Below are 25416 nucleotides of genomic sequence, written 5' to 3'. Positions count from 1 at the left end.
GCCGCCGCCGGGGTATCGGCCGCCGCCGGCGCCGGCTGCTCCGCCGGATCGGTCCCGGCCTTCGCCCCGGCCTCGGGCAGCGCCGGAAGCTCCCCCTCCGTGGTCTTCACCGGGAGAACGACCCAGTCGTCCCGCTCCATACGCGACTCCCAGCCACGGCTCCAGACGGTGCCGCCCTCGTTGATCACCTCTTCGCGGGTGCCCACGCGGGCATCGGCGACGAACCCGCGCACCTCGTCCTCGGGCAACGGCTCGGAGACCGTGCCGAAGAGCACGTTGAGCCGGCCGTCCTCGACGAAGACCCGCGCCGTAGTCAGCCGCACCGGATCGAAGAAGGTGAAGCCGCCGCGCCGGGCCGCGGTGGCGAAGGCGACCGCCTGGTCCGGACCCGCCTCGGCAAGCCCGCGCACCAGGGTCGGCACCAGAACGTCGAGCTGCGCGACACTGAAGAGCCGGATGGCACGCTCGTTGTCTCCGTCGCGCTCGACGCGCAGCTTGATGTCATAGAGCGCCTGTCGCAGCCACTGGGGATCGACGTGCACCGGCTGATCATAGCCGCCGCCGCGGGGCTCGGCGGCCACGAGCTTCACCCAGCCCCGGTCCGCGTCCGACCAGATGGTCTTCTGGCCGACGACCTCGCCCGGCTGTGCCTGCTCCTGCCCGGCGCCGGGCGGCGGTGCGGTGGTGCTGCAGCCGGTAACCGCCACGGCCAGCAGCAGGCTCGCGGCAACCCCCGTGATTCCCTTGGTCAGCGTGCCCATGGTCACTCCGTGTTCCTGTATCGTGATTGGCGTTTCTCCGTGGACGAAGACTATCACCGCCGCCCCGGTGACGTCCGCATCGCCCCGTGACGGAAACGTTACACTCGACGGGGAACCCACTCCGGGGAGGCACCCCCACTATGGCGACGGCCCATCACGGCACACCCTGGCTGATCGCCGACATCGGCGGCACCCGGGCCCGCTTCGCACTCGCCGACCCGGACGACGGCGCTATCCACCACGTCCGCGAACTGGTCACCGCCGACTTCACCGACCTGGCCACCGCCGCGAATCACTACCTGGACGGTCTCCCCGCCGCCCCGCGACCACGCCGGGCGCTGTGCGCCGTCGCCGGCCCGGTGGCGGGAGACCGGATCGCGCTGACCAACGGGCCGTGGCGTTTCTCCACGACACAGGCCCGGGACCGGCTGGGGCTGGAAGGACTGGAGATCGTCAACGACTTCGTGGCCCAGGCGCTGGCGGTGCCGGGCCTGTCACGGTCGGAATGTACACCGGTGAATCCGGGCGCCGCGGGGCCCGCGGCGCCGATTGCCGTGCTCGGCCCGGGTACCGGGCTGGGCATATCGGTGCTCGTCCCCTGCCCTGGCGGCGGACACCACGCCGTCGGCGGCGAAGGCGGACACGCCAGCTTCGCCCCCTGCGACGCCCGCGAGGAGGCCGTCGCACGGGCGCTGCGGCAGCGCTTCGGCCACTGCAGTGCCGAACGCGTTGCCTCCGGGATGGGGCTGACCGCGGTCCACGACGCCCTCGCCGAACTCGACGGCGCGCCGCCGGAGGCGCTCGCGCCCGCGGCCATCATCGCCGCCGCCGACGCGGGCGGCACCCGCGCCGCGGAGACGCTCACGCTGTTCACCCGGGCACTCGCGACCGTCGCCGCGGGGGTCGCTCTGACCACCGGGGCCCGCGGCGGCGTCTACCTGGGCGGGGGCATCCTGCCCCGTCTGGGCAGCCGCTTCGACCACGCCACGTTCATGGCCCGGTTCACGGCCAAGGGACGGATGCACGACTACCTCGCCGGCATCCCCGTATGGCGTATCGACGCACCGTTACCCGCCCTTGCGGGCCTCGCCCGTGCCGTCACGGACCGCCCCTGAGCGGCAAGGCCGGCACGCGGCGGCATGCCCGTGTTACGATTGCGGGCTGACCGAAAGACGACAGGCACGGTCCATGACCCGTTCCCCACAGACCGACGCGGCGGATATCGACCACCTCGGGCTCATGCTCGCGGAGACCGCCCAGCAGTGGCGCCAGGCCCTGGACACGCGGCTGCGCCCGCTGGGGCTCAGCCAGGCCAAATGGCGCACGCTCATGAACATCTCCCGCGGTGGCGAGGGGCTGACCCAGCGCGAGCTCGCTGCACGAACGGGCATCGAGCCGCCGACGGTAGTGCGCCTGCTCGACCGCCTCGCCGCCGACGGCTGGATCGAGCGCAAGGCCTGCAGCGACGACCGCCGGCGCAACCGCATCTACCTTACCGAGCGCGCCCACCGGGCGCTGGACCAGATCATGAGCGTCGCCGCGACACTGCGCGACGAGATGGTCGAGGGCCTCGACGAGACGGAGCTGCGCACGACCGTCACCGTGCTCGAGCGGCTGCGCGAGCGCGCAGCCACGATCACGGAATCCGAACGCGAGCGCGACTGAGCCGCACCCTCGGCCGGCTCAGCCGTGGGTGAGCACCAGCTTGCCGAGGTGCTGACCGGACTCCATGATCCGGTGTGCCTCCGGTGCCTGCGCGAACGCCACGGTCCGGTCCAGCACCGGTGCCAGACCGCCGTGCGCGAACAGCGGCAGCATCTCCGCCTCGAAGGCACGCACCACCTGGATACGGCGCTCCAGCGGCAGGCTGCGCATGGTCATCGCCCGGAGCGTGAGCCGGCGCATGAGCACCGCGCCCAGGTTCAGCTCGGTGCGTCTGCCGCCCATCATCCCCACCAGCACCAGCGTCCCCTCCGCGCGCAGTGCCGTGAGCGCCGCGGGCAGGCCGTCGCCGCCCACCAGGTCCAGGATCATGTCCGCGCCCTCGCCGCCGTTCGCCCCGTGCACGGCATCCGCCAGCGACGCCTCGCCGTCGTCGACGAAAGCGGCGTCCATGCCATGGGCGCGCACCGCGTCGAGCCGGGCGGCATCCCGGCCGGTACCCAGGCTCCGGGCCCCCATCGCGCGGACCAGCTGCACCGCCGCGGTGCCGATGCCGGAGGTCGCGGCGCGGACCACGCAGAAGCCGCCGGGACGCAGGCCGCCCTCCAGGGCGATGGCGCGCCATGCGGTGAGGAAGGCCTCCGGGATCGCGGCGGCCCGGTCGTCATCCATGCCGGCGGGTACCGGCAGGGTCTCGCGCTCGTGCACGAGCACGCGCTCGGCATAGGCGCCACCACCAACCAGGCCCATCACCCGGTCACCCACGCGGCGCTGCACGCAGCCCTCGCCCACGGCCTCGACCTCGCCCGCGTACTCCAGCCCGGGGACGTCGGCGACCACCCCCGGCGGCGGCGGGTAATGACCGAGGCGCTGGAGCACGTCGGCGCGATTGACGCCCGCGGCGCGCACGCGCACCACGAGCTGACCCGGCCCGGGGACCGGATCCGGACGCTCGGTGAGGGTCAGCGCGTCGGCGCCGCCGGGCTCGGGGATGTGCCACACCTGCATGGGTTCGTCTCCTCTCGCGGATGAATGCGTGTGCGCGGGCGCGCTCAGCGCCCGGCCCACGCCTTGGGGTGGAGGCTGGCGAAGGCCACCCGGCCGTCGGCCTGACGGCCGCGCACGTGGGCCACACCGATGCCGTGGCCGCCGTGACGGACCAGCACATAGGGTGCCTCGGGCAACTCGACACGGTCGAGATACAGCGGTCGCCGGGCGATGTACTCGGCCAGGCCCTCTTCGTCCACGTCCAGGATATTCGCCTGCGCCGCCGGCGCCCAGGCCAGCGCGAACGCGGTGGTCGGCTTGGGCGGCCGGGCCTGGGTACCGAGCACCGGCAGACCGGTGGTCTGGGTCGCGAGCCCCGGCGGCAGGCGGTGGTCCGCACTCACCGCACTGAGGTAGCGGCCGCCGCCACGGTGGGTGATGACGCCGTCGAAGGCGTTCCCGCCGAGCCCGAAGGTCCTGCCCAGGGCGTCGAGCGCAGCGTCATCGGCGCCCTCCGGGGATATCAGCGCGCCGTCGGGCTCGGGGCCGTCCACCTTCTCCAGCACCGCCGCGAAGAAACCGCCGGTATCGTTCTGGTGCGGCCAGACCCGCGCAGCCCCGGCGAGCGACGGGTCGAAGCCCGCACCCGCCCATTCGGTGACCCCCGGCGAGCACTCGAAGCCGGGCAGCCGGGCCGGGCGCACCGCGAGCTGGCCGGGAAAGGCGCGCAGCACCGCGTCCACCACCGCCTCGTTCTCCTCCGGCGCCACCGTGCAGGTGGAGTAGACGATGCGCCCCCCGACCCGCGCGAGCCGGACCGCCCGGGCGAGCAGCCGCCGCTGGCGCGCCGCCAGGCGCTCGCGCATCGCGGCATCGGCGACCTGGAAGTGCTTCATCGCGCGCTCGCCGACGACCTTGCGCCAGATACCCTCGCCACTGCACGGCGCGTCCACGAGGACACGGTCGAAGGGGCCGTTGGAGAGTGCCAGGTCCTCGCCGGGGCGCAGGGTGATGCTGACGTTGATCAGCCCCAGCCGGCGGATCGTGCCCTGCAGCGGCGAGAGGCGCCCGCGCTGGACCTCATTGGCGTGGACAGTACCGCGGTTCCCCATCGCCAGCGCGATCTGCGCTGTCTTGTTGCCGGGCGCCGCGCACATGTCCAGCACCCGCTCGCCGGGCACGGGGTCGAGCAGCATCACGGGGACCGTCGCCACCGCCTCCTGGGACTGGTAGAGCCCCGCGAAGTACCCCCAGTGACCGCCTGCCCCGACCCCTTCGGGCAGGCGCAGCGCGCTCGGGTGCCACGGCACCGGGGTGCTCCCGACACCCGCCTCCGCCAGCAGGCGCCGCAGCCCGTCACGGCTGATCCGTGCGGGGTGGGGCCACACCGTGGGCGCCAGCGGGCGGGTTAGGCTCTCCAGGAAGGCGTCCCAGTCCGGGACGATGGTGTGGTAGCGGCCGTAGACCTGCTCCGCCGTGGCATTCGGGGCGTCGTCGCTCATGGCACCATCGCGGCTGGTGGGGCGCGACAGTATGCCAGCCGACACGCCGCGCTTCACGGCTCAGATGACGTCGTGGCCGGCGGCGAAGTCGCGCAGCAGCGCGCCGAAACGGGCATGGTCGTCGTGCTGATCGAGACTGGCCCGCGCCCGGCGCTCCACCTCGGCACCGGCCTTCTCTCCGGCCCGGGGCAGCAACGCCGTGAAGAAATCGCGGTCGAATTCCGGATGACCCTGGACGGTGAGCACGCCCGGCGCCGCGCTCGCATAGTGCGGGCAGAACGCCCCCGCGGCGATGCCCTCGAGCCCGGGCGCGGGCTCGAGCACCTGGTCCTGGTGCACCGACAGCAGCGCCAGGGCCTCGCCCGCCGCCCAGGGGCCGAACGCGCGGGTGGCGGCGACCGGATAGATGCCCAGTCCCCAGCCCTGCGGCGAGCGCGCCACCCGCCCGCCCAGGGCGGCATGGACGATCTGGTGACCGAAACACACCCCGAGCAGGCGCTGCCCGGCGTCGCGGGCCGCGGCCACGAATTCCCGAAGCTCGCCCACCCAGCCGGTGTGCGCCCAGGCGTCCGCGCGCGAGCCGCTGATCACCCAGCAGTCGGCCTCGGTGACGCTCTCCGGCCGCTCACCGGCGTGGAAACGCCACGAGCGCACCGGGCCGGCGTCGCCGAGCATCGCCCCGAACAGCGCGCCGTAGCTCGGCCACGCCGTATCGAGACCCTCGTGGAGGTCATCGCAGAGCAGTACGCCGATACGCGGCGTGCTCATGCCCGCGCCTGCATCCGCCGCCGCAACCGCGCGAACCAGCCATGATGGGCCGGCGCCTGGGGTACCGCCGGGGTCTCGCGGGCGGCCTGCTCCGCTGCCCGCGCCGCCTCGGCGGCGAGACGCATCTCGTTACGCAGGAAATGGTTCATCGCCCCGCGGTTACCCATCGACTCCACGAACTCGAGATAGACATTGCGCACGAGTTTGAGATCCCGCCGCGCCGAGCCGGTCACCCCCCGGCGTTCGAGATGCATATCCAGCCGCGCACTCATGCCGAAGAGTTCGGCAAACTCCTCCAGCTTGGCGATCTGGCTGTTGATGTCCCAGCCAAGCTCTTCGGCCACCCGCAGAAACTGCTCATCCACAAACATCGCAACGACCCCCGCAACGGGCGGCGGGGCAAACACCCCGCCGCGAAAAAGACCCACTGACCCAAACGGAAATACCCCGGGGCCGGGAGCCGCCGGGGCCATCGAGCCGGTCATAGGTATTGCCGCTTCTCGGAGCGTGACGCATCTGGCCGCACGGCGCGCTCATGCGCCGGCGTGGCGGGCCAGGATCAGGCGGGGGCCGGACCACGCATCGGGCCTCCGACACACTCCCGGGGAACGGTACGGCAGTACCTATGACCGGATCGGAGACTATTTTCACGCTGCATCGCACAAACGGCAAGACGCTGAGTGATGGGAAATTTCAATCGTTCCATTGAGGCGGTGAATCGCTCGCAATGAGCAAACTCAAACCGGTATGGTTTTTTAGTTCCCAACGGTCATAACAAAGAATCCATTATTCCTTCAAAATATATATAGCCCTGCGTAAGGTTGCCGGAAACGCACAACCGGGGCGAGGGGCATGACGCAATCCCATGACGTTCTCATCGTCGGCGGAGGCACCGCCGGCATCACCGTGGCCGCCCAGCTGCGCCGACGGCGCAGCGACATCGACGTCGCGGTCATCGAGCCGTCCGACACCCACTACTACCAGCCCGGCTTCACCCTCGCCGGCGCCGGCGTAGCGCGTCTGCCGGAGCTCTCGCGCCCGACGGCCCGGGTGATGCCCGACGGCGTGACCTGGCACCGTGCCGCGGTGACCGCGGTGGATCCGGCACAGTCCCGGGTGGGCCTCGACGACGGCCGCGAGCTCGGCTACAGCCACCTGGTGCTCGCCCCCGGCCTCACGGTCGACTGGGACGCCATCCCCGGCGTCGCCGAGGCCCTCGGGCGCGACGGCGTCTGCAGCAACTACTCACCCGGCACCGTCGGCTACACCTGGGAGTGCCTGCGTAACCACCGCGGCGGCCGGCTGGTGTTCACGCAGCCGCCGATGCCGATCAAGTGCCCGGGTGCGCCGCAGAAGATCGCCTACCTCGCCGCCGACCACCTGCGCCGGCAGGGACACCGCGACGAGGCACAGATCGATTTCTACACCGCCGGCAAGGCGCTGTTCTCGGTGCCCGAGTTCGTGCCGCCGCTGGAGCGAGTGGCCGAGCGCCACGGTATCGACGTGCACTACGGCCGCCGCCTCACCGCGGTGGACGGCGCCCGCCGGGAGGCCACGTTCACCGGCGAGGACGGCGACGAGACCGTCGGCTACGACGTCCTCCACGTCACCCCGCCCCAGCGCGCCCCGGCGTTCGTGCGCGAGGGACCGCTGGCGGACGAGGCGGGCTGGATCGCCGTCGACAAGGCCACCCTGCGCCATCCCGACTACCCGGCGGTGTTCGCGCTCGGCGATGCCTGCAACACGCCGAACTCCAAGACCGCCGCGGCGGTGCGCCGCCAGGCGCCGGTGGTGGTGGACGGCCTGCTCGCCGAGCTCGACGGCCGCACCAGCGAAGCGGCCTACGATGGTTACGGCGCCTGCCCGCTGACCACGGCCTACGGGCGGGTGCTGCTCGCGGAGTTCCGCTACGGCGGCGAGCTCGCTCCCACCTTCCCCGGTAAGCCGACGGAGGAGCGCCGGAGCATGTGGCACTTCAAGAAGGACTTCCTGCCGCGCTTCTACTGGCACCACCTGCTGCGCGGCGGCACGCTGTAGGCGCGGCCCGGCAGCGGCTTCCGCTGCCTGTCGCCGCCGCGGACAGCACCGTGGGTGCCGCGCATCGACCGACCCGGCCGAGTCAGGAGCGGCCCCCGGCGTCGCGCCACTGGAGGAGCTGGGCGGCGACGGCGACGCCGATCTCCGCGGGCCGCTTACCACCCACGCCGGGCAGACCGATGGGAATGGTGAGCCCGTCGATGGTGGCCTCGTCGAGCCCGCGCTCGGCGAGGCGGCTGCGGAATCGCGCGCGCTTGGTCTTCGAGCCGATGGTCCCCACGAACGGGAAACGCCCGGCACGCAGCGCGGCGTCGACGATCTCCAGGTCGATGTCATGGCTGTGGGTCATGGCGATGACGAAGGCCCCGTCGGGCAGCGACTCGACCTCCTTCTCCGGCTGCTCGGCGAGCACCGGCTCGGCGACACCGGGCACCGCCTCCGGGAACATGCCGGGGCGAGAATCCACCCAGTGGATCCGGCAGGGCACGTCGGCGAGCACCCGGACCAGCGCCTGACCCACGTGGCCCGCGCCGAACAGGCCGATGCGGAAGGCGGCCGGCCAGACCGGCTCGAAGAGCAGCGACATGCGCCCGCCGCAGGCCTGGTCGATGGCGTCGTTGAGGGTGAAGGACTCCAGCGCCGGGCCGTCGATATTGCCCGCACCGGCGGCGAGGATCTCGCGCGCACGCTCCTGCGCCAGGTGCTCGACGGTGCCGCCGCCGAGGGTGCCGCTGGCACCCTCGGCGGTGACCAGCATCTTCGCCCCGGGCTCCCGGGGCGAGGAGCCCTCGATGGCGACGAGGGTCACCACGACGCAGGCCTCGTCGGCACGGTAGTGCCCGGCCAGGCGCTCGCTCCAGTGGCTCATCCGGCGACCTCCGGCTGCGCCGCGGCAACCCCGGCGCCGACGGTCCCGCGCACCGCCTGCACGGCCATGAGCACCGCCTCCGGCGTCGCCGGGGCGTGCAGCGGCGCGGCCACGCGATAGTCGGCCGCCGAGGCGACCGCGTCCTTCAGCGCGTGGAGTACGGAGATCGCCAGCATCAGCGGCGGCTCGCCCACCGCCTTGGAACGGTAAAGGGCCTCCTCGACGTTCTCGCCCCGCTCGTAGATGCGGGCGCGGAAGTCGGCGGGCAGATCACTGCACGCGGGGATCTTGTAGGTGGACGGCGCGTGGGTCATCAGCCGGCCGTGTTCGTCCCACCACAGCTCCTCGGTGGTCAGCCAGCCCATGCCCTGGATGAAGCCGCCCTCGATCTGGCCCATGTCGATAGCCGGGTTCAACGAGCGGCCCACGTCGTGGAGGATGTCCACCCGGGTGACGCGATACTCGCCGGTGAGCGTGTCCACCACCACCTCGGAGCAGGCCGCGCCGTAGGCGAAGTAGTAGAACGGCCGGCCGGTGCCGTCCTCGTTGATCTGGAGCTTCGGCGTGGCGTAGAAGCCCGCCGCGGAGAGCTGCACGCGGCGGAAGTAGGCGAGGCGTACCACCTCCGCGAAGGACGCGAGCTCGCGGCCGCCGGCGTACACGGCGTTGTCGCGGAAGGTGATGGCGGCGTCCGTGGACACGTCGAAGTGGTCGCGGATGACCGGAAGCAGCCGGTCGACGATCTTCGTCGCCGCGTTGTAGGCGGCGGCGCCGTTGAGGTCCGAGCCGGAGGACGCCGCCGTGGGCGAGGTGTTCGGCACCTTGCCGGTATGGGTGGCGGTGATCCGCACCCGCTCGAGGTCGATGCCGAAGACCTCCGCCACCACCTGGGCCACCTTGATGTGCAGTCCCTGGCCCATCTCGGTGCCGCCGTGATTGAGCTGGACGCTGCCGTCCTGGTAGACAAGCACCAGCGCGCCCGCCTGGTTGAGGTGCTTGGCGGTGAAGGAGATGCCGAATTTCACCGGCGTCACCGCGATGCCCTTCTTCAGCCAGGGGCTCGCCGCGTTGTACGCACGCACCGCCTCGCGTCGGCGGGCATACTCCGAGCTCGTCTCCAGCTCGCCGAGCAGCTCGGGGAGGATGTTGTCCTCCACGGTCATGCCGTAGGGGGTGATGTTGCGCTCGTCCACGCCGTAGAGGTTGCGGCGGCGCACGGCCAGCGGATCCAGGCCGAGCTCGCGGGCGATCTCCTCGATCACGTGCTCCATGCCCACCATCCCCTGGGGCCCACCGAAGCCGCGGAAGGCGGTGTTGGAGACGGTGTTGGTGCGCAGCCGCCGGGAGGTGATCTCGACGTTCTCCAGGAAGTAGGCGTTGTCCGCGTGGTACATCGCCCGATCGGAGACGGAGTGCGAGAGGTCCGGCGCGTAGCCGCAGCGCACTGCCTGCATGAAGGTGATGCCGCGGATGCGGCCGTCGTCGTCGAAGCCCACCCGGTAGTCGATGCGCAGATCGTGGCGCTTGCCGGTCATGGTCATGTCGTCGTCGCGGTCGAGGCGGTACTTCACCGGCCGCCCCGTGCGCTGCGCGAGCAGCGCGGCGATGACCGCGATCTGCGCCCCCTGGGTCTCCTTGCCGCCGAAGGCGCCGCCCATCCTCCGGGTCTCCACGGTGACCGCGTGGTCCGGCAGGCCGAGGACCTTCGCGACCAGGTGCTGCACCTCCGAGGGGTGCTGGGTGGAGCTGTAGACGAGCATGTCGCCGTCCTCCTGGGGGACGGCCATCGCCACCTGGCCCTCCAGGTAGAAATGCTCCTGGCCGCCCACGTAGGTCCGGCCCTCAAGATGGTGGGGCGCGGCCTCGATGGCGGCCTCCGGCTCACCACGGCGCCAGCGCTTGGGCGCCAGCAGGTCGGCGTCGGCGTCCAGCGCGGCATCCACGTCCAGGATCGCGGGCAGGTCCTCGTAGTCCACCTCGGCGCGCATCGCCGCGCGCCGGGCGGCGTCGATGCTGCCCGCGGCGACGGCGAACAGCGGCTGCCCGTAAAAGAGTACCTCGCCGTCGGCAAACACCTGGTCGCCCGGGAAGACCGGGCCGATGTCGTTGGTGGTGCCGAGCCCCTCCGGCGTGACCACGGCGGCGACGCCCCCGCCGTCGACCGCGGAGACGTCCAGCCGGTTGATGCGGGCATGGGCGCGCTCCGCGAGCCGGGCATAGGCGTGGAGCAGCTCCCGGGGCTCGGGCAGGTCGTCGACGTAGCGGGCGCTGCCGCTGACGTGCTTGTGGGCGCTGTCGTGGGGCCGGGCGACGTTCACGCCCGGGTTGCCCCGGCGGGTATCGGTCTCGCTCATGACGCGGCCTCCTCCGCGAGCACCCGCGTGCGGGCCTGCGGATCCGTCGTCTCGATGTAGAACTTGTGCAACAGCTGCGCGGCAACGAGCCGGCGGTACTCCCGGCTCGCGCGCATGTCCGTGATCGGGGTGAGCTCGGCGGCCAGCGCGGCCTCGCCGCGACGGACCCCGGCCTCGTCCCAGGCGGCGCCGGTGAGCTCGCGCTCGGTGCGCGGCGCCCGCCGCGGGGTGGCGGCGACGCCGCCGAAGCCGGTACGGATCGCCACCACCCGGCCGTCCGACAGGCGCAGGCGGAAGGCGGCGCAGACCGCGGAGATGTCCTGGTCGAAGCGCTTGGAGATCTTGTAGCAGCGGAAGTGCTCGTCCCCGCCGAGGGCGGGGATCCAGACACGCTCGACGAACTCCCCGGGGCGGCGGTCCTGGCGGCCGTAGTCGATGAAGTAATCCTCGATGGGCATCTCCCGCCGGCCGTCCGGGCCGTTCAGGGTCAGCCGCGCCCCCAGGGCGATGAGCACCGGCATGCTGTCGCCGATGGGCGAGCCGTTGGCGATGTTGCCGCCCAGGGTCCCGGAGTTGCGGATCTGCACCGAGGCGAAACGGCGCAGGAGCTCGCCGAAGTCCGGGAAGCGGCGCCCAAGCACGTCCAGCGCCTCGCCGTGGGTGACCGCCGCACCGATAGCCACGCCGTCCGCGTCCTCGTGGATGCCGTGGAGCTCCGCGACGTCGCCGACGTGGACCACCGTGTCCAGGTCCATGTGGCGCTTGGTCACCCACAGCCCCACGTCGGTGCCGCCGGCGAGCAGGGTCGCGTCCGGGTGTTCACCGAGGACCCTGGCCAGGCCGTCGGCGGACACCGGTGCGAAGTAGCGCCGCCCCTGCCACGCCAGCGCCAGGGTGTCGGTGCGGCGCAGCGCCGTCAGCCGCTCCGCCGTCCCGGCGGCCCGTGCACGGACCGGGTCGTCCCAGGGATAGTCGTGCATGGCGAGCGCGGCGTCGACGATCGGCCGGTAGCCGGTGCAACGGCAGAGGTTGCCCGCCAGGGTATCGTTGATCCGCTGCCGGTCCGGACGCCCGCCCTCGAGGTAGAGCGCGAACAGCGACATCACGAAACCGGGGGTGCAGAACCCGCACTGGGAGCCGTGGTGGTCCACCATCGCACGCTGGACCGGGTGCATGGCGCCGTCCGCGCCAGCGAGGTGCTCCACGGTGAGTAGCTGGCGACCGTCGAGCACCGGCACGAAGAGGATGCAGGCGTTGACCGCGCGATAGCGCATGCCACCCTCCCCGTCCGGCTCGCCGAGGACCACGGTGCAGGCGCCGCAGTCCCCCTCGGCACAGCCCTCCTTGGTGCCGGTGGCGTACTGGTCCTCGCGCAGCCACTGGAGCACGGTCCGGGTCGGGTCCACGTCGCGGAGCTCCCGCATCTCGTGGCCGAACAGGAAACGCACCGAATCCGTCATCATCTTCTCCCGCAGCCCGGCGGCCTGTCGAATCGCCGCCTGTACCCAAAGACTAGAAGCCTATTGTCGACATTCAAATCCGCCGATCCGGCCCTGCATGTCGCCGGACGGGAACCACCGCCCCGCATTCCACCGGCATCATCCGGTCATGGGGGCTATTTGACGACAGTATTAGACATTAATTGTCGACACAACATGAAGGCAACTTTCCCGGGGACCGGTGCGTGACGTAATGCGGCAAACGGGTTACCTTACGGGGCCTTACCCAATGCCCCAGGCAACCGTCACGGCCGACCTTGAACGACATGGTGCAATCGCTGGCTCAGGGACGTAGCACGCACTCGGCGGCACGCGCCGAGGACCGGATCTACGACGCAATCCGCCACGCCGTACTGGCCCAGCAGCTGCCGCCGGGCTCGCGTCTGCCGGAGCTGACACTGAGCGAGATCTTCGGGGTAAGCCGTTCGGTGGTCCGCCGGGCGCTGGTCCGGCTCGCGGGCGACCACATCATCCTGATGCGGCGCAACCAGATCGCGGTGGTCGCGAGACCGGGGCCGGAGGAGACCGCCCAGATATTCGAGGCGCGCCGCCACATCGAGAGCGAGGTGATCCGCCAGGTCGCCGGTCACCTCGGCGAGACGGCGCGCACGGAGATCGCCGGCCTGGTCGACGCCGAGCACACCGCCCACCGCGAGGGCGCCCACGAAGACCGCATCCACCTGTCCCTGCGCTTCCACGAGCGCCTCGCGGACTTCTGCCCCAATCAGGTGCTCGCCGGGATCCTGCGTGAGCTGATCCTGCGCACCTCCATCGCGGTCGCCCTGTACAAGGTCCCGGGGATCAGCGCCTGCTACCGCGAAGGCGACCACCGCGGCATCGCGGATGCGATCTTCGCCGGCGACAGCGAGCTCGCCGCCCGGCTCGCCCGCGAACACCTCGACCACCTTGAGCAACGCCTGACCCTCGCCGAGCGCGACGGCCAGGTCGACCTCGCGAGCATCCTCCGGCGCTGAGCGGGCGCCGCGCTCAGGAGGCGGCGCGGGTATAGGCGGGCTGGCCCTGGAGCCAGGTCTCGGCGATGCAGTGCTCGTCACCCAGCGTGAACAGCGCGAACAGCCGCTCCGCGACGGTCTCCGCCGCGGCGGTGCGCCGTGCGATCATGGGCGTCGCGGCGGGGTCGAGCACCACCAGGTCCGCCTCGCACCCGGCACGGAAACTGCCAATGCGGTCCGCCACGGACAGCGCCTCCGCCCCCGCCAGGGTCGTAAGGTAAAGCAGCCGCGCCGGCGACAGCGCCGTCCCCCGGAGCTGGGCCACCTTATACGCCTCCGCGGCGGTGCGGAGCATGCTCATGCTGGTACCGCCGCCGACGTCCGTCGCCAGGCCCACCCGCACCCCCGCGCTGCGCGCCGCGGCGTAATCGAACAGGCCGCTGCCGAGGAACAGGTTCGAGGTCGGGCAGAAGCCCATGACCGCCCCGGTCTCCGCCATGCGCCGGCGGTCGTCGTCGTCCAGGTGGATGCAGTGGGCGTAGAGTGCGCGCTCGCGCAGCATGCCGTAGCGGTCGTAGACGTCCAGGTAGCTCCGGCTCCAGGGGAAGAGCTCCGCCACCCAGGCGACCTCCTGGGCGTTCTCGGCCACGTGGGTGTGCACGTAGGTGTCCGGGTACGCCCGCGCGAGCTCGCCGACCCGCTCTAGCTGGGCGTCGCTGGAGGTGGGCGCGAAGCGCGGGGTGATGGCGTAACTCAGCCGGTCGACGCCGTGCCAGCGCTCGATCAGCGCGCGGGTGTCGCGGTAGCCCGTCTCCGGCGTGTCCCGGAGGTAGTCCGGGGCGTTGCGGTCCATCAGCACCTTGCCCGCCGCCAGGCGCATACCCCGCGCCCGCGCCGCCTCGAGGATGGCGTCCGCGGAAACGGCGTGCACCGTGCCCAGCACCAGTGCTGAGGTGGTGCCATTGCGCAGCAGCTCGTCGACGAAGAACCGCGCCGTCTCGGCGGCGAGCCCGGCATCGTGGAAACGCCCCTCTGCGGGGAAGGTGTAGCGCTCCAGCCAGGTGAGGAGCTGCTCGCCGAAGCTCGCGATCACGTCGGTCTGGGCGTAATGGACGTGGCAGTCCACCATCCCGGGTATCACCAGCCGGCCACGGTGGTCCGCCACCGGGGTGTCCGCGTCCAGCCCGGGGAGCACGGCGTCTGCCGGGCCGGTGCGCACGACCCGGCCGTCCTCGATGACGATCACGCCGTCCTCGAGGATCTCCAGCGCGTTCGGGTCGTCGCCCTCGCCCGGGTCGTGCAGGCAGTGGACGATGCAGCCGCGGATCGCACGGCGCGCCTCGGATGGGCTCATTGTCACCGGCGCGTCCCCCTCTGGGCGAACTGAACACAATCAAAGAGGATAACTGTATTCACTTCGCCGGGGGAACCACCCGGCACCCGCCCTCAGGTGCCCAGCTCCCAGTCGTTGGCGGTGATCGCCCGCGCACCGCCGGCCTCGACCACCACTGTCTCGCTCATGCCGATGCCCCACTCGCCGGGACGGCGCAGGCAAATGGGCAGGTGGAAGACCATGCCCGGCTCGAACACCGTCCCGACCCCACGGGCAATGAAGCCCGTGCCCTCCACCCAGGACGGCGGGAACTGCACGCCGACGGTATAGCCGAACACACCGGAGAAGAACACCGAGTCGGCGTGGGGCGCTAGCACCGCCTCCGCCGCCCGGGCGGCGGCGTCGAAGGTGTTGCCCGGGCGCATGGCCTCGCGCAGGCCCGCGACGAGATCGGCGCAGGCGCCATAGAGCCCGCGCATGGCCTGTGTGGGTTCGCCGCAGACCACGGTGCGCATCTGCGGCGCGGTATAGCGCCCGCGCACGGCGCCGTACTCCAGGAACACCGGCTCGCCGTCGGCGATCCGGTGACCGTTATGGTTGCTGTGGATGATGCTCGAGCGCACGCCGGCGGCGACGATGGGCTGCATGCTCATGAACTCGCTGCCCGCGGCGAGCATGGCGCGGGCGCCGGCGGCGGCGACCTCGGAGTCGGTCACACCGGGGGCGACGGTCTCCGCGGAGGCCGCCAGGCCCGCCTCGGTGATCCGTGCGCTCTCGGCGAGCACCGCCAGCTCGGCGTCGGACTTCACCCGCCGCACCGCCGCGACCAGCTCGCCGGTGGCGACCCACTCGGCCTCGTGGACGGCGCTCAGCGCGGCGAGCAGCCCGGGGCGCAGGCCCGGTGCCCACTCGTCGACGCCGACCCGGCGCGCTCCGGCCAGGGCTTCGGCGAGCTGCCGCGTGGCCTCGTGGGGGAACTCCCAGCGATAGCCCACGATCTCGTCGACGTGGGCCATGGTCACCGCCGGGCCGGTCTCGATGGAGGGCACCTGCAGCCACGTCCGCGAGGGCGTGACCACCAGCGCGATGGACACGGAGACCTCGAAGGTCGAGTAGCCGGTGAGATAGCACACCTCGGCGGCGTCGGTGACCAGCAGCGCCTCCAGGCCGTCGCGCTGCATGCCCGCGCGCACCGCCTCCAGGCGGCGCCGGTACTCCCCGGCATCGAACCGCGCCGGCAGCCGGCCGACGCGCTCGCTCAGGACCTCGCGATAACGTTGGTAGTCCATCGGTGCTCGTGCCCTCCCCGGGCCGTGGTGACTGACGCCCGCCGCGCGGCGGGCGGTCCGCCGGACAGCATGGCAGGCGTCTCCACACCGTGCCAGGGAGTGACCGATCTTCTCACTGGTTCACTGCACCAGCGGGGAGTCCGCGGCGTCGAGGTCGACACCCTCGATGTCCGCCTCGGCGGCGAGCAGCCGCACGTACTGGCCGAAGGCGCGGCGGCGCACCCGCTCGGTGAGGTAGTCGGCGATGCGCGGGCGCACCGTCTCGTAGTCCGGCAGGTGGCCGGGCTCGTGGCTCTGCACGTCGACGACGTGCCAGCCGTAGCGCGTCTCCACCGGGCGCGCCGCCAGCCCCTCGGGCAGCCGCCACACGGCGCGCTCGAACTCCGGCACGGTCGCCCCCGGGGCGATCTCGCCGAGCTCACCGCCGTACTCCCGGGACGGGCAGTCGGAGTGGCGCCGGGCGAGATCGATGAACGGCGCACCGTCGCGGCACTCGGCGATCAGCGCCTCCGCCTGGTCGCGCTGGCTCACGCGCTTGTCGGGATCGTCGGGCAGCGCCGCCAGCAGGATGTGCCGGGCGTACACCCTCGGCGGTTCGCGGAAGCGCTCGCGGTTGTTCTCGTAGTAGGCCCGGCAGTCGTCGTCGCCGGCCTCCGGGATGGTGACCTCGCGTTCGATGAGGGCGTCGATCACGCCGTCGTCGGCCTCGGCCTCGGTGGCGAGGCCGGTCTCCACCGCCCGCTGACGCAGCAGCTCGCGCACGGCGAGCGCCACCGCCGCCTGGCGCTGGCGCTCGGCGATGTCCCCGCCCTCGTAGTTGGCGGACTCGATATTCACCGCCTCGTCGCTGATCTCGATTGCGTTGATCGTGATAGGCATCGTTGCCCTCTCGTGTCGCGCCGGGTCATGGCGACCCGGCTGATGGTGTCGGTCCGCGGCCGCCGGCCCGCGGTCTCAGCAGCCCCCGCCGCCGTCGCCACCACCGCCACCGGCCGTGCCGCCACCCGCGGAGCCGGAGGCGGTGGGCAGCCAGCCCATCATGTGGACGGCGATGGCAAGGGCGTCCAGCGGCACCGGCCGCTGGACGGTAAGGTCGAGCTCCAGCGCCGAGAACGGGTTGGGCACGGCCTCCGCAACGGCCAGCCCGTCGGCGAACAGCGTGCGGTCAAGCCCACGCCGGCCGGCGCTGTGACGGCGGCAGAGCACCTTGTAGCCGGTGCCGTCCAGGCGGTAATGCGCAGTCCAGCTCCGCCGCTGCTGGATGCCGCCGCTGTCCACCGTGGTGTCGGTCTCCAGCTCAGCCACCACGCCCGCCCCGGCGCGCCAGGTGACGCGGCGCCGCGGCCTGCCGAAGAGGCGGCCCAGAACGTCGCCGGCGATCTCCCCGGCACCGCGGTCGCGGGGGTAATCCAGGCGGTAGCGCCGGCCGGTGAAACGCAGCTCGGTGAAGCCGGGGCGCAGCAGCCCCGGCTCGACCAGGCTCGCCAGGCGTTCGTCCACGTCCGCGATCACGAAGGTCTCGTCGTCCCCGCGGAAAGTGCCGGCCAGCGACAGCTTGGGGAAGTGGACGGTAAGCTCGCCCTCCACCGGGCGCTTGTGTGCGGATTCCCCGTCCATCACTGCGCCTCCCCGACCGCACGGAGACGCCGTCCGTCACCGGTGTGAAGGATCAGCGCGCCGTCGTCGGCAATGCCGAAGCGGCGCACGTCGGCGAGCAGGCGCAGCAGACGCGGCGCGGCACCGTTACCGGCCGCCGCCAGCCCGCTCAGCCTCAGCGTGGCGGGCGTCAGCGTGTAGGTGCCGGCATAGCGCCGCCCCGCCGCCCGCCCGGTGACCCGCCCGTCCCGGCGAAAGCGCAGGGTATAGGCGCCGGCGTCCGTGTGCCCTGCCGCCGGCATCCCGGTCACCCGCCAGCGGCGGCCGGCGAGCAGCGCCCGGGGATCACCGCCGCAGCCGCGCAGCGTGCGGCCGTCCAGGCTCACCTCGACCCGGTGGGGATGGGGCATGCCGGTCATGTCGTCCGCGCACGGCCCCTCGCGCACGGTCACCGTGACCGCGTCGGCGCCGCCGCTGCCCGGCGCCCGGTAACGGCGCCCGCCGGCCACCGGCTCGGGCGCCGGCGCGGGACGGTCGACGCGCCGCTCGCCGTAGTCCGCCACCAGGACCAGGCGGCTGTCCCTAAGCTCCAGGTGCCAGCCCGGCTCGTTGCCCCGCGCCTCGTAGGGCCGGCTAAGCGCGGCGACGCACTCCGGCAGCACCCGGCCGTCGAGCACGACCCGGGCGCGGGCGCCGTGGGACCAGACACTGACCGCGCCACCCCGGCCCGCGTACTTCGCCCCCGAGGCGGTACGCACCCGCTCGAGCCGGTAACGCCGGCAACCGGCGTTCAGCCAGGCGGTGGCGCCGGTACCGACGAGGTCTACGGCGGTATCGCCGCAGCGATAACGGGTCACGGGCGCCTGCTCCGGCGGCCCCGCCGCGGCACCGCCCACGTCCGCGCCGTCACCCGCGGGCACGGCACAGCCGGTGAGCGGCGCAAGCACCGCGATCACAGTGAGTCGGGTCAGTCGTGGCGTCATCGGCCTTCTCCGGGTCGCTTACGGCTCGGCCGCAGCATGCCTGATCGACGGCGCCCGGCGCACGCCCCGCCGCCCGCAGGCGGCGGGGTGGCGGAGGCTCAGCCCTGGCGCTGACGCACCAGCTGGTAGCTGCGCCCGAGGTACCACACCGGCGCGCTCCAGATGTGGACGAGCCGGGTGAACGGGAAGACCAGGAAGGTCGTCAGCCCGAGGAACAGGTGCAGCTTGAACACCAGGCTCACGTCGGCGATGTACTCCGCCGCGCCGGGGCGGAAGGTCACGATGTGCTGCGCCCAGTCGGCGAGCTCCAGCATCGTGCCACCGTCCAGGTGGGTCGCCGAGACCGGGATGGTGAGCATGCCCAGTACCAGCTGCACGTACAGCAGCAGGATGATGAAGGTATCCATGCGGCTCGAGTTGGCCCGCACGCGCTCGTTGGTCAGCCGGCGCTGGATCAGGATCCAGCCGCCGACCAGGGCGAGGGTGCCGAAGATGCCACCGGCGGTCATCGCCATCACCTGCTTGCTGCCGGGGGTGAGGCCGAACCACGGGTACATCCAGTGGGGCATCAGCAGCCCGACGAGGTGGCCGAAGAACAGCAGGATGATGCCCACGTGGAAGAGGATGTTACCGATACGGAACCGCCGGCTGGAGTCGAACAGCTGGCTGGAGTTGGTCTTCCAGGTGTACTGGCTCATATCGAAGCGCACGATGCTGCCGAGCAGGAAGACCGTGCCCGCGATATACGGGTAGTAGCCGAAAAGCAGGTTGTTCAGGAACGACATGGTCGCCTCCTCGATTGTTCAGGCCGTGCCGCTGCGCGGCGCGCCCCACTGCACCGGTTGCGCCCCGCCCTTGCGCCCGGCGGCGGCACCGCAGCCGCCCTCCGGGCCAAAGGTCACCGGCGCCTCCATCCACACCGCGTCGAGCGCCTCCGGGGTGTCGTCCCGGGGCTCGGCGGCCACACGCTCGCGCACCGACTCGTCCGCCTCCACCGCGGCAAAGGCGAGCAGCGGCTCCAGGAGTACGGCGTAGGGGCTCTCCCGCTCGGCGAGCCGGGCGTGGAGGAGCTGGATCAGGTGCCCCACCTCCTCCAGCCACGCCAGGGCCTCGCCGTCCGGCAGCGACGCGCAGAACTCCAGGAACAGCGGCACGTAGTCCGGCAGCTCACTGACCGCGATCTCGAAGCCGGCGGCCCGGTAGGCGAGCTGGAGGTCCACCATGGCGGCCCCGCGGTCGCGGGACTCGCCGTGGACGTGCTCGAAGAGATACAGCGAGCGGGCCCGGCCGCGGTCGAAGGTCTCGACGTAGCGGGACTGCACGTCCAGCAGGTCGCTGTCGCGCAGCTCCGCCGCCAGCGCCCCGATCCGCCGGCGGGACTCGCCGGTGACCAGGGCCTCGGCGTCGAGGGCCTCCAGGATCTCGTCGACGTGCCGCTGCAGCGCCGCGTCGGGATAGTGCAGCAGTGCCGCGATTACCTTCAGTGTCTGCATGGTGCCCTCCTCAGGAGACCTTGCGGGCCCGCGCCAGCAGGTCCTCGCGGTTGGGGAACGCCCGCTTGCGCGGGTTCTTGGCACCGAAGAGGTTCGGCCGGGTGACGCCCTGGGTGTGGCAGCCGTCGCCGAAGCTGAAGCCGCAGCCGCTGCGCTCGCCCCAGGGGTCGTCGGTGCTGAGCTCCCGGTGGTTGGTGGGGATCACGAAGCGGTCCTCGTAGTTGGCAATGGCCATGACCTGGTACATCTCCTCCATGGCCGCCTCGCTGAGGCCCACCTGCTCCAGCAGCTCCCGGTCGGTGACGCCGTCGACGGTCTGGCGCCGGCGGTAGAGGCGCATGGCAAGCATGCGCCGGAGCGCCGAGGCCACCGGGCGCTCGTCGCCGGCGGTGAGCATGTTGGCGAGGTAGGTCAGCGGGATGCGCAGGCTCTCCACGTCCGGGATGAGGCCGTCAAGGCCGACGTGGCCGGCGTCCGCCGCGGCGCTGATCGGCGAGAGCGGCGGCACGTACCAGACCATCGGCAGCGTGCGGTACTCCGGGTGCAGCGGGAAGGCGACCTTCCACTCCATCGCCATGCGGTAGACCGGCGAGACCTTCGCCGCCTCCAGCCAGGAGTCGGGCACGCCGTCGCGGCGGGCCTGGGCGATGACCTCCGGGTCATTGGGGTCGAGGAACACCCGCAGCTGGGCCTCGTAGAGGTCCTGCTCGCTGGCCGTGGAGGCGGCCTCCTCGATGGCGTCGGCGTCGTAGAGCATCACCCCGAGGTAGCGGATGCGGCCCACGCAGGTCTCGGAGCAGACCGTGGGCTGGCCGGCCTCGATGCGCGGATAGCAGAAGGTGCACTTCTCCGACTTCCCGGACTGCCAGTTGTAGTAAATCTTCTTGTACGGGCAGCCGGAGATGCACATGCGCCAGCCCCGGCACTTGTCCTGGTCGATCAGGACGATGCCGTCCTCCTCGCGCTTGTAGATCGCCCCCGACGGGCAGCTCGCCACGCACGTGGGATTGAGGCAGTGCTCGCAGAGACGGGGCAGATACATCATGAAGGTGTTCTCGAACTGCCCGTAGATCTCCTTCTGCACGTTCTGGAAGTTGTAGTCCTGGGAGCGCTTCTCGAACTCGCCGCCGAGGATCTCCTCCCAGTTCGGCCCCCACTCGATCTTGTCCATGGGCTTGCCGGTGATCGCCGAGTACGGCTTGGCCGTCGGCTGGGCCTTCGACTCCGGGGCGTTGTGCAGGCGCTGGTAGTCGAAGTTGAACGGCTCGTAGTAGTCGTCGATCTCCGGCAGGTCCGGGTTGGCGAAGACATTGGCGAGCACCCGCCACTTGCCGCCGATGCGCGGGCGGATGCCCGCGCGGTCACCGCGGCCCGTGCGCTGCCAGCCACCCCGCCAGCGGTCCTGGTTCTCCCAGTCCTTGGGATAACCGATGCCGGGCTTGGTCTCCACATTGTTGAACCAGGCGTACTCCATACCCTCGCGCGAGGTCCACACGTTCTTGCAGGTCACCGAGCACGTGTGGCAGCCGATGCACTTGTCGAGGTTGAGTACCTTGCCGATCTGTGCGCGCACCCTCATCGCGTGTACTCCTGTTCCAGAATGCTTTCGTCGTCGCCTTCCAGCCAGTCCACCTTGTCCATCCGCCGGACGATCACGAACTCGTCGCGGTTGGAGCCGACCGTGCCGTAGTAGTTGAAGCCCCAGCTCTGCTGGGCGTAGCCGCCGATCATGTGGGTGGGCTTGAGCACCGCCCGGGTCACGGAGTTGTGGATGCCGCCGCGGGCGCCGGTAATCTCCGATCCGGGGGTGTTCACGATGCGCTCCTGGGCGTGGTACATCATCGTCATCCCGTCCGGGACGCGCTGGGAGACCACCGCCCGCGCGACCAGCGCGCCGTTGGTGTTGAACACCTCGATCCAGTCGTTGTCCTCGATGCCGGCACGCTTGGCGTCACCCTCCGACATCCACACGATGGGCCCGCCGCGGGAGAGCGTGAGCATGAGCAGGTTGTCCGAATAGGTGCTGTGGATGCCCCACTTCTGGTGCGGGGTGATCCAGTTGAGCACCAGCTCGGGGTTGCCGTTGCCCCGCTCGCCCAGCAGCGGCCGGACGGTGCGCGTGTTCACCGGCGGACGGTAGGTGGTGAAGCCCTCGCCGAAGGCCCGCATCCACGCGTGGTCCTGGTAGAGCTGCTGGCGGCCGGTGAGCGTGCGCCAGGGGATGAGCTGGTGGACGTTGGTCCAGCCGGCGTTGTAGCAGACCTCCTCGGACTCGATCCCCGACCAGGTGGGCGAGGAGATGATCTTGCGCGGCTGGGCGACGATGTCGCGGAAGCGGATCGACTCGTCTGCCTTGTGCGCTGCCAGGTGACTGTGCTCACGGCCGGTGAACCGCTCCAGCGCCCCCCAGGCCTTGACCGCGACGTGGCCGTTGGTCTCCGGGGCGAGGCTCATCACCGTCTCGGCGGCGTCGATGGCGGTGTACATCTTCGGCCGGCCCTTGTGGTGCTCGCCGTCGTGCCAGCGGCCGTTGAGGCGGCCGAGGAACTCGACCTCCGCCTCGGTGTTCCAGCTGATGCCCTTGCCGCCGTTGCCGAGCTGGTCCATGAGCGGGCCGAGGGCGGTGAAGCGCTCGTAGAGCGCCGGGTAGTCGCGCTCGACCACGGCGATGTTGGGCATGGTCTGCCCGGGCACCGGGTCGCACTCGCCCTTGCGCCAGTCCTGAACGTCATAGGGCTGGGCGAGCTCCGCGGGGGTGTCGTGGAGCAGCGGCACCGTGACCAGGTCCTTCTCCACGCCGAGGTGACCGGTCACCAGCTCGGAGAACCGCTTCGCCAGGTCGCGGTAGATGTCCCAGTCGCTGCGGGACTCCCACGCCGGGTTCACCGCCTCGGAGAGCGGGTGGATGAACGGGTGCATGTCCGAGGTGTTGAGGTCGTTCTTCTCGTACCACGTGGCCGTGGGCAGAACGACGTCGGAGTACAGGCAGGTGGTGGACATGCGGAAGTCCAGCGTCACCAGCAGGTCGAGCTTGCCCCGCGGCGCCTCGTCGTGCCAGGTGACCTCCGCGGGCTTCTCGCCGTCGTCGAGCTCATGGAGGTCCTCGGCCTGGACGCCGTCGCTGGTGCCGAGCAGGTGGCGCAGGAAGTACTCGTGGCCCTTGCCGCTGGAGCCCAGCAGGTTGGAGCGCCACACGAACATGTTGCGCGGGTAGTTTGCCGGGTCGTCCGGGTCCTCGCAGGCCATGTGCAGGCGCCCGGAGCGCAGCTGCTCGACCACGTAGGCCTTGGGGTCCTCGCCCGCCTCGATGGCCTCGCGGGCCACCTCCAGGGGGTTGCGCCCGAGCTGGGGCGCGGACGGCAGCCAGCCCATGCGCTCGGCACGGACGTTGTAGTCGATGAGGCTGCCCTGCCAGTCGTCGGCGTCGGCCAGCGGCGAGAGGATCTCGTCGACGCGCAGCCGCTCGTAGCGCCACTGGTCGGTGTGGGCGTAGAAGAACGAGGTGCCGTTCATCTGCCGCGGCGGCCGGGCCCAGTCGAGGGCGAAGGCCACCGGCAGCCAGCCGGTCTGCGGACGGAGCTTCTCCTGGCCCACGTAGTGGGCCCAGCCGCCCCCGCTCTGGCCGACGCAGCCGCACATCACCAGCATGTTGATGATGCCGCGGTAGTTCATGTCCATGTGGTACCAGTGGTTGAGCCCGGCACCGAGGATGACCATGGAACGGCCGTTGGTCTTGTGGGCGGTCTCCGCGAACTCCCGGGCGACCTGCACCACGTCGCGGCGGTCGACGCCGGTGATGTGCTCCTGCCACGCGGGGGTGTAGGGGAGATCGTCGTCGTAGCTCGAGGCCACGGCATCGTCGTCGAGGCCGCGGTCGAGGCCGTAGTGGGCCATCATCAGGTCGTAGACCGTGGCCACGCGGGCGGTCTCGCCGTTGGCCAGGGTCACGCGGCGCACCGGCACGCGGCGCTCGAGCACGTCCGGGTGCTCGGTGCTGTTGAAGTGCTCGTGGGCGATGCCGCCGAAGTACGGGAAGGCGACGGTGGCGACATCGTCGCGGCTGTCGAGCTGGCTCAGGCGCAGGGAGATCTCCCGGCCCTGGCCGTCGCGCTGCTCCAGGTTCCAGCGCCCGCTCTCGTCCCAGCGGAAGCCGACGGAGCCCTGGGGCACGACCACCTCGTCGCTGGCCTCGTCGAAGGCGACGGTCTTCCAGTCCGGCTTGCCGTCCTCGCCCAGGGCCTCGGCGAAGTCCGCCGCCCGCAGGAAGCGTCCCGGCACGGTGTGCCCGGCGTTGTCGTCGAGGCGCACCAGGAAGGGCATGTCCGTATAGCGCCGGCAGTAGTCGACGAAATAGTCGCTGGGATTGTCGAGGTGGTATTCGCGCAGGATCACGTGGCCGAGGGCCATCGCCAGTGCGGCGTCGGTGCCCTGCTTCGGCGCCAGCCAGCGGTCGGCGAACTTGGTCGCCTCGGCGTAGTCCGGCGAGACGGTGACCATCTTGGTGCCGTTGTAGCGCGCCTCGGTCATGAAGTGGGCGTCCGGGGTGCGCGTCTGCGGCACGTTGGAGCCCCACATCATGATGAACTTCGAGTTGTACCAGTCCGCGGACTCGGGCACGTCGGTCTGCTCGCCCCAGGTCATCGGCGACGCCGGCGGCAGGTCGCAGTACCAGTCGTAGAACGACAGGCACACGCCGCCGAGCAGCGAGAGGTAACGCGTGCCCGCGGCGTAGGAGAGCATGGACATGGCCGGGATCGGCGAGAACCCGGCGATGCGGTCCGGCCCGTAACGCTTGATGGTGTGGATGTTGGCCGCGGCGATGAGCTCGGTGACCTCGTCCCAGTCGGCACGCACCAGCCCGCCGAGCCCGCGCACGGACTGGTAATCGCGTACGCGCTCGGGGTCCGAGGTCAGTGCCGCCCAGGCGTCCACCGGGTCATTGTGCTCGGCACGCGCCTCACGCCATGCCCGCAGCAGCCGGCCACGGATCATGGGGTACTTCAGCCGGTTCGCCGAGTAGATGTACCAGGAATAGCTCGCCCCGCGCGGACAGCCCCGGGGCTCGTGGTTGGGCAGGTCGGGACGGGTGCGCGGATAGTCGGTCTGCTGGGTCTCCCAGGTGACCAGGCCGTCCTTGACGTAGATCTTCCAGGAGCAGGCGCCGGTGCAGTTCACCCCGTGGGTGGAGCGCACGATCTTGTCGTGCTGCCAGCGCTGGCGGTAGGCCTTCTCCCACGAGCGGTCCTCGTAGGTGGTCTGGCCGTGGCCGTCCGCAAACTGGTCCTGGACCTTGCGGAAGAACATCAGGCGGTCGAGAAAGTGACTCATGGT

The 25416-nt window shown here is 71.3% G+C and carries 21 protein-coding genes; 4 read left to right on the top strand and 17 right to left on the bottom strand.

Features of this window, described 5'->3' with window-relative positions; genetic code table 11:
- Positions 1–761 (bottom strand): hypothetical protein (locus tag G7A99_RS00950; protein ID WP_163138659.1); only part of this gene is annotated, 761 nt, incomplete at its 3' end.
- Between the two features lie 140 nt (positions 762–901).
- On the opposite strand from G7A99_RS00950, the gene glk reads away from it, so the two are divergent.
- Positions 902–1876, top strand: coding sequence for a glucokinase (gene glk / locus G7A99_RS00945; protein WP_163138658.1), 975 nt, complete (start codon positions 902–904; stop codon positions 1874–1876).
- Positions 1877–1949: 73 nt separating this feature from the next.
- Entirely contained in the window at positions 1950–2426 is a 477-nt protein-coding gene (locus G7A99_RS00940) for a MarR family transcriptional regulator (protein ID WP_018718174.1), read from the top strand.
- An 18-nt stretch (positions 2427–2444) separates the two neighbouring features.
- On the opposite strand, the gene G7A99_RS00935 is transcribed toward G7A99_RS00940, so the two are convergent.
- The 4 genes from G7A99_RS00935 to G7A99_RS00920 are packed head-to-tail and all read right to left on the bottom strand — an operon-like array spanning position 2445 to position 6051.
- Entirely contained in the window at positions 2445–3431 is a 987-nt protein-coding gene (locus G7A99_RS00935) for an NAD(P)H-quinone oxidoreductase (RefSeq protein WP_163138657.1), read from the bottom strand.
- Positions 3432–3475: 44 nt separating this feature from the next.
- Positions 3476–4912: an RsmB/NOP family class I SAM-dependent RNA methyltransferase gene (locus G7A99_RS00930; protein ID WP_163138656.1), complete on the bottom strand. Its 1437-nt coding sequence runs from the start codon at positions 4910–4912 to the stop codon at positions 3476–3478.
- Between the two features lie 60 nt (positions 4913–4972).
- Complete coding sequence (locus G7A99_RS00925; protein ID WP_163138655.1) at positions 4973–5680, bottom strand: hypothetical protein; 708 nt, start codon at positions 5678–5680, stop codon at positions 4973–4975.
- Positions 5677–6051, bottom strand: a complete 375-nt coding sequence (locus G7A99_RS00920; protein ID WP_163138654.1) for a hypothetical protein — start codon at positions 6049–6051, stop codon at positions 5677–5679. The genes G7A99_RS00925 and G7A99_RS00920 overlap by 4 nt, the downstream gene beginning before the upstream one ends.
- Before the next feature lie 481 nt (positions 6052–6532).
- Here G7A99_RS00920 and G7A99_RS00915 point away from each other — a divergent pair, with 481 nt between their 5' ends.
- Entirely contained in the window at positions 6533–7717 is a 1185-nt protein-coding gene (locus G7A99_RS00915) for an FAD/NAD(P)-binding oxidoreductase (protein WP_163138653.1), read from the top strand.
- Positions 7718–7799: 82 nt separating this feature from the next.
- Here the strand turns inward: G7A99_RS00915 and xdhC are convergent, their stop codons facing one another.
- Genes xdhC through xdhA form a run of 3 tightly spaced genes read right to left on the bottom strand, consistent with a single transcriptional unit; the run spans position 7800 to position 12402 of the window.
- On the bottom strand, positions 7800–8585 hold the full coding sequence (gene xdhC / locus G7A99_RS00910; protein WP_018718180.1) for a xanthine dehydrogenase accessory protein XdhC: 786 nt from the start codon (positions 8583–8585) through the stop codon (positions 7800–7802).
- The gene (gene xdhB, locus G7A99_RS00905) at positions 8582–10939 is read right to left on the bottom strand and encodes a xanthine dehydrogenase molybdopterin binding subunit (RefSeq protein ID WP_018718181.1); all 2358 of its coding nucleotides are present in this window, start codon (positions 10937–10939) and stop codon (positions 8582–8584) included. The genes xdhC and xdhB overlap by 4 nt, the downstream gene beginning before the upstream one ends.
- Positions 10936–12402, bottom strand: coding sequence for a xanthine dehydrogenase small subunit (gene xdhA / locus G7A99_RS00900; protein ID WP_205599688.1), 1467 nt, complete (start codon positions 12400–12402; stop codon positions 10936–10938). Before xdhA ends, xdhB begins: the two co-directional genes overlap by 4 nt.
- A 302-nt stretch (positions 12403–12704) precedes the next feature.
- Here xdhA and G7A99_RS00895 point away from each other — a divergent pair, with 302 nt between their 5' ends.
- A complete protein-coding gene (locus G7A99_RS00895) occupies positions 12705–13412 on the top strand; it encodes a GntR family transcriptional regulator (protein ID WP_163138652.1) in 708 nt (235 codons plus the stop codon).
- A gap of 13 nt (positions 13413–13425) precedes the next feature.
- On the opposite strand, the gene guaD is transcribed toward G7A99_RS00895, so the two are convergent.
- The 9 genes from guaD to G7A99_RS00850 all read right to left on the bottom strand — a co-directional run bounded on the left by guaD (position 13426) and on the right by G7A99_RS00850 (position 25413).
- On the bottom strand, positions 13426–14745 hold the full coding sequence (guaD, locus tag G7A99_RS00890) for a guanine deaminase (RefSeq protein ID WP_018718184.1): 1320 nt from the start codon (positions 14743–14745) through the stop codon (positions 13426–13428).
- Positions 14746–14837: 92 nt separating this feature from the next.
- A complete protein-coding gene (locus tag G7A99_RS00885) occupies positions 14838–16013 on the bottom strand; it encodes a Xaa-Pro peptidase family protein (protein ID WP_018718185.1) in 1176 nt (391 codons plus the stop codon).
- 120 nt (positions 16014–16133) lie between these two features.
- On the bottom strand, positions 16134–16892 hold the full coding sequence (locus G7A99_RS00880) for a peptidylprolyl isomerase (protein ID WP_018718186.1): 759 nt from the start codon (positions 16890–16892) through the stop codon (positions 16134–16136).
- A gap of 75 nt (positions 16893–16967) precedes the next feature.
- Entirely contained in the window at positions 16968–17630 is a 663-nt protein-coding gene (locus G7A99_RS00875) for a hypothetical protein (protein WP_163138651.1), read from the bottom strand.
- Positions 17630–18592, bottom strand: a complete 963-nt coding sequence (locus tag G7A99_RS00870; RefSeq protein ID WP_163138650.1) for an META domain-containing protein — start codon at positions 18590–18592, stop codon at positions 17630–17632. Before G7A99_RS00870 ends, G7A99_RS00875 begins: the two co-directional genes overlap by 1 nt.
- Before the next feature lie 98 nt (positions 18593–18690).
- Positions 18691–19377 carry a respiratory nitrate reductase subunit gamma gene (narI, locus tag G7A99_RS00865; protein ID WP_018718189.1) on the bottom strand — a complete coding sequence of 229 codons (687 nt, stop codon included), beginning with the start codon at positions 19375–19377 and terminating at the stop codon, positions 18691–18693.
- Between the two features lie 18 nt (positions 19378–19395).
- Positions 19396–20085 carry a nitrate reductase molybdenum cofactor assembly chaperone gene (narJ, locus tag G7A99_RS00860; RefSeq protein WP_018718190.1) on the bottom strand — a complete coding sequence of 230 codons (690 nt, stop codon included), beginning with the start codon at positions 20083–20085 and terminating at the stop codon, positions 19396–19398.
- 10 nt (positions 20086–20095) lie between these two features.
- Entirely contained in the window at positions 20096–21664 is a 1569-nt protein-coding gene (gene narH, locus G7A99_RS00855; RefSeq protein ID WP_018718191.1) for a nitrate reductase subunit beta, read from the bottom strand.
- Positions 21661–25413, bottom strand: a complete 3753-nt coding sequence (locus G7A99_RS00850) for a nitrate reductase subunit alpha (protein WP_163138649.1) — start codon at positions 25411–25413, stop codon at positions 21661–21663. The genes narH and G7A99_RS00850 overlap by 4 nt, the downstream gene beginning before the upstream one ends.
- Positions 25414–25416: the final 3 nt, after the last annotated feature.

It is taken from the genome of Arhodomonas sp. KWT (assembly GCF_010993615.1).
The sequence above is the reverse complement of the archived record's forward strand: the minus strand, read 5'-3'. Positions and strand labels throughout refer to the sequence as shown.